This window comes from Mesorhizobium sp. M7A.T.Ca.US.000.02.2.1 (assembly GCF_003996995.1).
Classification (GTDB): Bacteria; Pseudomonadota; Alphaproteobacteria; order Rhizobiales; family Rhizobiaceae; genus Mesorhizobium.
In genome coordinates this window covers 1-6,196 of the sequence record NZ_RZTT01000364.1, presented here as the reverse complement: position 1 = coordinate 6,196, position 6,196 = coordinate 1, and the positions used below count along the sequence as shown (strand labels likewise).

The following is a 6,196-nucleotide window of genomic DNA, read 5'->3' as shown; positions in this document are numbered from 1 at the left end:
GAACATCGCCTTTGGCCTGGAAAACACCAAACGGCAGCGCGCCGAGATCGATGCCCGCGTCAAGGAATTGCTCATGCTGGTCGGCTTGTCCGATCAGGCGAAGAAATACCCAGCGCAGCTTTCCGGCGGGCAGCAGCAGCGCATCGCGCTCGCCCGGGCCATCGCCACCTCGCCCGGCCTGCTTCTGCTCGACGAGCCGCTGTCGGCGCTCGACGCCAAGGTGCGCGTGCACTTGCGCCACGAGATCAAGGGGCTGCAGCGCAAGCTCGGCGTCACCACGATCATGGTTACGCACGACCAGGAAGAAGCATTGTCGTTGGCCGACCGCATTGTAGTCATGAACCATGGCGTCATCGAGCAGGTCGGCAGCCCGACTGAAATCTATCGCCATCCCAGGACGCTGTTCGTCGCCGATTTCATCGGCGAGACCAACAAGTTCGATGCGACGGTAGGAGCAGATTCGGTAGGCTTCGGGACGAAGGCTTTCAGATGCGCGCCGCACAGCTTTGCGAACGGCGAAGCAGTCGTCGCCGCCATTCGACCGGAAGACGTGATTCCACACGGGCCGGGTTCGCGCTCGCCTGGAGCACCCGATGTGGTGAAGACTTCGGAAAACCTGATCGAAGTGACCGTCGGTGAAATGGAATTCCTGGGTTCGTTCTGGCGCACCCGGCTGCGCGGCGGAGAGCTTGGAGACGAGATTCTGATCGCCGATTTCTCGGTCAACGCCACGCGGCGTCTCGGCCTCGCCGAAGGCGGAGCGCTAACGGTGGAACTGCCCGCCGACCGACTGCTTGTCTTCCCGCAAGGAGAGCGCCATGGCGGCGGCAACTGATATCCTGATGCCGTCCGGTCGGGCGCTCCGACAGTCGCTCGACAAGGACGAGTTGATCAAGCGCGGCCTGCTGGTCGTCATCTCGTTCTATCTGGTCCTGTCGCTGGCAGCCCCGCTCTACGTGATGCTGTCGAAATCGTTCTCGACCTACAGCTTCGATCTTGGCGCGTTCGAATTCCAGGTCAGCGACAAGCTCGGCAATTTCGGCGAGCCAGTGACGGCCGCCGCTCTGAACGAGAAACTCGCCGCGGTCCCGCCAGAAAAGCTTGCGACCAGTTCCGATGGTCGGCTACCGGCCACCAGCTTCTTTCCGGATTTCAGTTTCCGCAGCCCGGTCAAATACAAGGTCCGCGGCACGACCGATGACGCTTATTTCCTGATCGGCACGCAACTCCACCGCGGCACCGAATGGCAGGAAGTCGATTCGAACACCTTTCGGCGCATTATGCTGAGGCCCGCGCGCGAGCTTGGGTTGGACAACTACACAACCTACTTCTCGACGCCAACGCTGTTCCGCTCGATCCAGAACTCCTTCCTGATCGCGCTGATCAGCACCATCATCACGGTCGGCATAGCCTTCGGCTTCGCCTACGCTTTGAACCGAAGCAAGATGCGCTTCAAGGGCCTATTCAGGCTCATCGCCATGGCTCCCATCCTGGTGCCGTCGCTACTGCCCGGCATCGCCCTCATCTATCTGTTCGGCAACCAGGGCCTGTTGAAAAGCCTGCTTGGCGGCATATCGATCTATGGTCCGTTGGGGATTGTCGTCGGCTCGATATTCTTCACCTTTCCCCATGCTCTGATCATTATCTCGACGGCACTGGCGATCTCCGACCAGCGCCAATATGAAGCCGCCGCTTCGCTGCGCGCCAGCAAGTGGCGGACGTTCTGGGTCGTTACCATTCCGGGCGCGCGCTACGGTTTGATCTCCGCGGCGTTTGTCGTGTTTACGCTCGTCATCACCGATTTCGGCTTGCCGAAGGTCATCGGCGGCCAGTTCAACGTGCTCGCCGTCGATATCTACAAGCAAGTGATTGGTCAGCAGAATTTCGAGATGGGGGCGGTGGTCTCGGTCATCTTGCTGATCCCGGCCATCGCCGCCTTCGTCGTCGACCGCCTGGTCCAGCGCAGGCAGGTTTCGCTCCTGTCGGCCCGCTCGGTGCCTTACGAGGCAAAACCCAATCGCCGCTTCGACCTGGTCTGTTTGGCTTATTGCAGCCTGGTCGCGTTGTTCATCGCCGGCATCATCGGCATTTGCCAGTACGCCGCGCTGGTCAAGTTCTGGCCCTACGACCTCAGTCTCAGCCTGAAGAATTTCGCGTTCGGTCGCATGGATGGCGGAGGCTGGGCTTCTTACTACAACTCGATCACGCTCTCGTTGCTCACCGCTGTGTTTGGAACCGTCATCGTCTTCGTCGGCGCTTACATCGTCGAAAAGACCGAAGGCTTCAGGACCGGACGGGCAGCCTTCCACTTCCTCGCCATGCTGCCGATGGCGGTGCCGGGGCTTGTGCTTGGCCTGGCCTATATTTTCTTCTTCAACAATCCGGCCAATCCGCTGCACGCGATCTACGGCACAATGGCGATCCTGGTCGTCTGCACCGTGACGCACTTTTACACGGTCGGTCATTTGACGGCCCTGACGGCGCTGAAGCAGATCGATCGTGAGTTCGAGCCGGTCGCGGCCTCGCTGAAGCAGCCTTTCTATCGCCTGTTCACGCGGGTGACAGTGCCGATCTGTCTGCCGGCAATCCTTGACATCTCGATCTATCTTTTCGTCAACGCCATGACGACGGTTTCCGCGGTGGTCTTCATCTATACAACACACACGGCGCTCGCCTCGGTTGCAGTGCTCAACATGGACGACGCTGGCGACACCGCGCCTGCTGCTGCCATGGGCATGATGATCTTCTACACCAACGCATTCGCGCGGATCATTCACTTGGCTGTTTCGAAAGGTATCCTGAAAAGAACTCAGGGTTGGCGGGTACGATAATGAAATGCTCTAGGACTTTCCCAAGTCTCAGCCCTGCGCCGGCCTGCGTTCGACGATGTAGATGTGGTCAGCCGCCAGCACCACTTCGCCGCGCTGGTTGATCACCTCGCAGCGTTCGATCACCCGTCCCGACCCCGGCCTCTTCGGGTCGTCTTCCCTGGCCGTAATTGTGGTGCGCGTCCGGATCGTGTCGCCGATGAACACCGGCTTGATGAAGCGCAACCGGTCGTAGCCGTAGGAAAAGGCGACAGGGTTGATGACGGTTGCCGTCAGCCCGATGCCGACCGAGAACACCAGCGTGCCGTGCGCGATGCGCTGGCCGAATGGCGTCGTCTTCATGAACTCGACGTCCATGTGGTGCGGGAAGAAATCGCCGGTGTGGCCGGCATGGACGATGAAGTCGGTCTCGGTGATGGTGCGGCCGCTGGTCAGGCGCGACGCGCCAATCTCATAGTCTTCGAAATACTGTATCTGTTCCATCAGGGTCTTTCCGCGATCGGCGTCGCCGGTGCCGCACTCGACTGATACGCCGCCTCGACCAGCGCCATCGTGCTCCAGGCATCCTCGACCGGACTGATCAGCATAGCATCTTCTCCGGTGGCAAAACGCTGGACATTGGCCATGCGGCCGACGAAGGCGTCTGGAAACCACTCGCCGGCCAAGGGCACCGCGACCCAGTCCGTTCCACCCTTGGGGTAAATCTCCAGCACATCCGGTTCACCTGTGGGATAATCGAGGTTGAGACCCAGCTTGAGATAGGCGGCACCTTCTGTGCCGCAGATGCGGAACTCGCAGGCTTGGTGCCGGCGGCCGAACTTGTGGTCGTGGTTGATCGACAGCGCGCAGCGCACGGTGTCGCCATAGTCGAGAATGGCGCTGGTGCGTGTCTGCGCCACGGCATGGTTGGGATGGCCGAGCGTCTTGGCGTGCACACCCTTGGGGTCGCCGAGCAATTGCCGGATCAGGTCGAGATAGTGGATCGAATGCATGGCGATCTCGACGCGCGGCGCCTTGAGCAGGAATTCCCAAAGCTGCCATGGTGTCGCCAGCGCCAGCCAGGCGTCGAAGTCGACGATCTCGCCGAGCCAGCCCTTGCCGATAGCACCCTTGAGCGCCAGCATCATCGGCGCGAAGCGCAATTGGAAGTTCACCGCTGCGTGCAGCTTCCGGGCACGGCAGATCTCGAGGATCGCGGTCGCCTCGGCAAGATTGCTGCCCATCGGCTTCTGGATCAGCGCCACTGCGCCATCAGGCAAGGACTTCAGCACACCGGCATGACGCGACGGCGGGGTGGCAAGATCGAAGATCGCGCCCTCGACGGCAGCAGCTTCTTCGACCGAGCCAAAGGCCGTCACGCCCCATTGGCTGGCCAGCTTTTCAGCCCTGGCGTGGTCGGGATCATAAAGCCCGGCTACTGGAAAGCCGGCCTTCCTGTAGGCCGGGAAATGCGCGTCGCCGACGATCGATCCGGCGCCGAAAGTGACGATCGGCCGGGGTTTTGAGGGTTTTGGCCAGGATTGAACGAGCAAGGCAGGGTCGAAACCGCCTTCAATCATGATGGAAGACCTCGTCCATCTCGGCCCACCACTCGCCCTCTTTGCGCGTCGCCAGCGGCTCCTGGCATGGCATGCAGACCGCCCACCATTCCTGCGTCTTCGGATCGGCCGCCATCTTCGCCATGTCGGCTTCGTAGTCGCTGCCGTGATATTCGAAAGTGCTGAACAGCAGGTTCTCCGGCCGCTTCAGGTAGATCGAATAATTCTTGATGTTGCAGGCGGAGATCATGGCCAGCACGTCGGGCCAGACGGCGGCATGGAGGCGGACATACTCATCGACCTTTTCCGGCTTCAGTCGCAGAACCATCCCCATCCGCTGCATATCAGTCTCCTATTTCGTGATCGCCGTGGTGAATTCGGCGATGCTCATGGCCTTGACCGCGTCCCAGTCCCAGTCGATGCCGATGCCGGGTTCGTCGGGCGCCAGCGCCTGGCCATCCTCGATCCGCAGGCGCTTGCCGGTCAACTGGTCGAGCTGCGGAATGTACTCGACGTATCGGCCGTTCTGAACAGCGCAGGTCAGGCTGACATGCAGCTCCATCAGGAAATGCGGGCAGACCGGAATGTCGAAGGCCTCCGCCGCGTGCGCGATCTTGAGCCAGGGCGTGATGCCGCCGATGCGGCCGACATCGACCTGCACGATCGAGCAGGCGCCTTTCTGCATGTATTCGCGAAAATGGCGAATGGAGTAGAGCGACTCGCCGATCGCGATCGGCGTCGGCGTCGAGTTCGACAACCGCACATGCCCGTCGATGTCGTCTGCCGGCAGCGGCTCCTCGATCCAGGCGAGATCGAGCTCACGCAGCCTTGCGGCGCGCCGGATCGCCTCGTCGACCGAGAATCCCTGATTGGCGTCGGTCATGATCTCATAGCCGTCGCCGACCGCCTTGCGCACCGCCGACAGGCGGGCAAGATCTTCCGAGCCGTGTGGCCTGCCGATCTTCACCTTCGAGCCGCGAAAGCCCTTGGCCTTGGCGGCCAGTGCGTCATCGACAAGTGCTGCCGTCTCGATGTGCAGCCAGCCGCCTTCGGTCGTGTAAAGCGGGCAACGGTCCTTGGCACCGCCGGCCAGTTTCCACAGCGGCAGGTTCTGTTTCTTGGCCCGCAGATCCCATAGTGCCGTGTCGATCGCGGCGATCGCTATAGCGGTGATCGCGCCAATCGTGGTGGCATGCGTGGCGAATTCGAGATCGTGCCAGATCGCCTCGATCATGTCGGGGTCGCGGCCGATCAGGCGCGGCACCAGATGGTCTGACAAAAGCCGCATCACCGACGAGCCGCCGGTGCCGATCGTGTAGCTGTAGCCGGTGCCGACCGCGCCGTCGGAATCGGTGATGGTCACGATCGGCGTTTCCTGGCTGACGAAGCTCTGGATGGCGTCGGTGCGTTTGACCTTGGGCACAAGGTCCACCATCCGTAGCTCGACTTTCTCGATTCTGGTCATGCCGATCAGCTCCGCAATGTCTTTCCGGTCTCGGTGGCAAACAGATGCGCCTGCGACATGTCGAGGCTCATGGCGACGCGCTCGCCCGGCCGGAGTGGCCTCGGGTTCAGCATGCGCGACACCCAGTCCGTACCGTTGAATTCGACGAACACCAGCGTCTCGTTGCCGAGCGGTTCGGTAACGGTGATCGGCAGTTCGATCTGGTGGACGTCTGCCGCGCCACCGGAACTGATGCCATGGCCGGTTGGATAGATGTCGTCCGGCCGTAGCCCGAACACAACCTTGTCGCCGGTCGTGACATTGGCCTTGAACTGAGCGGGCAGCGGCAGCTTTTCGCCGTTGGCGAAAACCATCTGGCCGTCGTC

General features: G+C 61.5%; 7 protein-coding genes. 2 read left to right on the top strand and 5 right to left on the bottom strand.

All coding sequences use genetic code 11. The features are described 5' to 3' along the window. Together EOD15_RS26475 and EOD15_RS26470 are read left to right on the top strand one after the other, a co-directional pair. A partial coding sequence (locus EOD15_RS26475; protein WP_127408982.1) for an ATP-binding cassette domain-containing protein occupies window positions 1-835 on the top strand: 835 nt, incomplete at its 5' end. Beyond that, window positions 819-2,831 carry a putative 2-aminoethylphosphonate ABC transporter permease subunit gene (locus EOD15_RS26470; RefSeq protein WP_127320015.1) on the top strand — a complete coding sequence of 671 codons (2,013 nt, stop codon included), beginning with the start codon at window positions 819-821 and terminating at the stop codon, window positions 2,829-2,831. The genes EOD15_RS26475 and EOD15_RS26470, both read left to right, overlap by 17 nt. Before the next feature lie 27 nt (window positions 2,832-2,858). Here the strand turns inward: EOD15_RS26470 and EOD15_RS26465 are convergent, their stop codons facing one another. The 5 genes from EOD15_RS26465 to EOD15_RS26445 form a co-directional block, all read right to left on the bottom strand. Next, the gene (locus EOD15_RS26465) at window positions 2,859-3,314 is read right to left on the bottom strand and encodes a MaoC/PaaZ C-terminal domain-containing protein (RefSeq protein ID WP_164761667.1); all 456 of its coding nucleotides are present in this window, start codon (window positions 3,312-3,314) and stop codon (window positions 2,859-2,861) included. Then, window positions 3,311-4,384 (bottom strand): Gfo/Idh/MocA family oxidoreductase, encoded by a 1,074-nt coding sequence (locus tag EOD15_RS26460; protein ID WP_185929084.1) that lies wholly within the window; start codon window positions 4,382-4,384, stop codon window positions 3,311-3,313. Before EOD15_RS26460 ends, EOD15_RS26465 begins: the two co-directional genes overlap by 4 nt. Continuing rightward, window positions 4,380-4,709, bottom strand: a complete 330-nt coding sequence (locus tag EOD15_RS26455) for an L-rhamnose mutarotase (RefSeq protein ID WP_127269444.1) — start codon at window positions 4,707-4,709, stop codon at window positions 4,380-4,382. The genes EOD15_RS26460 and EOD15_RS26455 overlap by 5 nt, the downstream gene beginning before the upstream one ends. Window positions 4,710-4,718: 9 nt before the next feature. After that, complete coding sequence (locus EOD15_RS26450; protein WP_127320009.1) at window positions 4,719-5,831, bottom strand: mandelate racemase/muconate lactonizing enzyme family protein; 1,113 nt, start codon at window positions 5,829-5,831, stop codon at window positions 4,719-4,721. 5 nt (window positions 5,832-5,836) lie between these two features. Next, window positions 5,837-6,196, bottom strand: a 360-nt coding sequence (locus EOD15_RS26445; RefSeq protein ID WP_127408981.1) for a TOBE domain-containing protein, incomplete at its 5' end; no start/stop codon positions are given.

Excerpts from the sequence above, each read along its gene's own strand:
- EOD15_RS26470 (WP_127320015.1), top strand. The coding sequence starts at position 819 with ATGGCGGCGGCAACTGATATCCTGATGCCGTCCGGTCGGGCGCTCCGA.
- EOD15_RS26450 (WP_127320009.1), bottom strand. The coding sequence starts at position 5,831 with ATGACCAGAATCGAGAAAGTCGAGCTACGGATGGTGGACCTTGTGCCC.
- EOD15_RS26455 (WP_127269444.1), bottom strand. The coding sequence starts at position 4,709 with ATGCAGCGGATGGGGATGGTTCTGCGACTGAAGCCGGAAAAGGTCGAT.